Here is a 2,367-nt window from a genome sequence, read left to right on the forward strand (position 1 = left end):
CCGATGTGGTGCGGATGCCGCGGCGCGTCACGCCCGCGCGGCCTGCGCCACGGCATCCGCACCACATCGGCACCGTCCCACCCCTAGACGCGACATGCACACGTCATTAACTTCTCACCGGGCCCACCCCTCCCCGTAACGCCTTCGGGCGAGCATTCCCGTGCCCGCGCTCCAACGTCCCCATCCCACAAGGGAGTTCGCATGCCGAAGTTCTACGCGCGTCGACGCCTGGGCGTCCTCGCGGCGCTCACCGCCCTCGTGGCCTCCGCCGGAATACTCAACGGCCCGAGCGCCTCCGCCGCCCTCCCCACCCCGGTGAGCGCCGCCACCGCCCGCGGCTACCTCGCCGCGCTGCCCGTCTCCACCGAGGTCCGCACCGGCTACGACCGCGACCTCTTCCCCCACTGGATCACCGTCAGCGGCACCTGCAACACCCGCGAGACGATCCTCAAGCGCGACGGCACGAACGTCGTCACCGACTCCGCCTGCGCCGCCACCAGCGGCAGCTGGTACTCCCCGTACGACGGCGCCACCTGGTCCGCCGCCTCCGACGTCGACATCGACCACGTCGTCCCGCTCGCGGAGGCCTGGGACTCCGGCGCCCGGAACTGGGCCACCTCCCAGCGCCAGGCCTTCGCCAACGACCGGACCCGCCCGCAGCTGATCGCGGTCACCGACAACGTCAACCAGGCCAAGGGCGACAAGGACCCCGCCGAGTGGATGCCGTCCCGCACGGCCTACCGCTGCACCTACGTCCGCGCCTGGGTGCAGGTGAAGTACCACTACGGCCTGTCGGTCGACTCGGCCGAGAAGTCCGCCCTGCAGGGCCACCTCGCGGGCTGCTGACCGCCCGGTACACCTCAACGGACCCGGGATCTCCCGTACTCCTCCGTCGTTCCGTACCGTACGGAGCGACGGAGGAAGGGGCACCACCATGACCGGACTGCGCCTCGGACCGCTGCTGAGGTACGTCGACGGTTCGTCCGCGACCGTCTGGATCGAGACGGACCGGCCGGGCACCGCCGAGGTGCGCTGCGCCGACGGGTCCGGCGGGACGGCCCGCACCTTCCGCGTCGCGGGGCACCACTACGCGCTCGTCGAGGTGACCGGCCTGACCCCGGGCACGACGACGCCCTACGAGGTGTTCCTCGACCGCGCCCGCGTGTGGCCGCCGGCCGAGGACGAGGCCTTCGCACCGCTGCCGCCCTCCGTCGTCTCCACACCCGGCGCGGAGGCCGGCGCCACCGTGCGGGTCGCCTTCGGCTCCTGCCGCTGGGCGTCCCCGCCGGCCGGCGAGTCGGATCCCGTCGGCCCCGACGCGCTGCACGGACTGGCCGCGCGCATCGCCGCCGACCCGGACGGCGAACGGCCCGACGTGCTGCTCCTCCTGGGCGACCAGGTGTACGCGGACGAGGTCTCCGACGCCACGCGCGCCTACCTCGCCGCCCGCCGCGACCTCGACGACCCGCCGGGCGACCAGGTGACGGACTACGAGGAGTACACCCACCTCTACTACGAGTCCTGGCGCGACCCGCTGGTGCGCTGGCTGCTGTCGACCGTGCCCACGTGCATGGTCTTCGACGACCACGACGTGATCGACGACTGGAACACCTCCGCCTCCTGGGTCGACGACATGCGGGCCACGTCCTGGTGGGGCGAGCGGGTGCGCAGCGGCCTGGCGTCGTACTGGGTGTACCAGCACCTCGGCAACCTCTCCCCGCGCGAACTGGCGGCGGACCCGCTGTACGCGTCCGTGCGGGAGCGCCCCGACGGCACGGAGGTGCTGCGGGCCTTCGCCGCGAGGGCCGAGGCGGACGCGGCCTCGGTGCGCTGGAGCTACCGGCGCGACTTCGGCCGGGTGCGGCTGCTGATGGTGGACAGCCGGGCGGCCCGGGTCCTGGCGGAGGGCGAGCGCGCGATGCTCGACCCGGCCGAGGCCGCCTGGGTGCGCGAACAGGCGCTGGACGGGCGCGGCACCTACGACCACCTCCTCATCGGCACGTCCCTGCCCTGGCTGCTGCCGCACCTGGTGCACGACGTCGAGGGGTGGAGCTCCGTGCTGGCCCGGGGCGACAAGGGGCCCCGCTGGGCACGCTTCGGGGAGTGGCTGCGCCGCGCGGCGGACCTGGAGCACTGGGCGGCGTTCCCGGAGTCCTTCGGGGAGCTGGCGAAGGTGATCGCCGAGGCCGGCACGGGACCGGACGCGCCGGCCACGGTGTGTGTCCTCTCCGGTGACGTCCATCACGCGTACGTCGCGGAGCCGAGCTGGGACACGAAGGGCCCGGGGCACGGGCCCTTCGTGTCCCAGCTCGGCTCCGCGACGTACGCGTGATGGACGTCACCCGAGAGGACACACACCGTGGCCGG

General features: G+C 73.4%; 2 protein-coding genes. Both read left to right on the forward strand.

The features are described 5' to 3' along the window. The first annotated feature begins 201 nt into the window (after window positions 1-201). Window positions 202-846 (forward strand): HNH endonuclease family protein, encoded by a 645-nt coding sequence (locus AOK18_RS25715; protein WP_055695885.1) that lies wholly within the window; start codon window positions 202-204, stop codon window positions 844-846. An 88-nt stretch (window positions 847-934) separates the two neighbouring features. Next, window positions 935-2,332 (forward strand): alkaline phosphatase D family protein, encoded by a 1,398-nt coding sequence (locus AOK18_RS25720; protein ID WP_099048941.1) that lies wholly within the window; start codon window positions 935-937, stop codon window positions 2,330-2,332. Window positions 2,333-2,367 lie beyond the last annotated feature (35 nt).

This window comes from Streptomyces prasinopilosus (assembly GCF_001419695.1).
In the GTDB taxonomy this organism is placed as follows: domain Bacteria; phylum Actinomycetota; class Actinomycetes; order Streptomycetales; family Streptomycetaceae; genus Streptomyces; species Streptomyces prasinopilosus.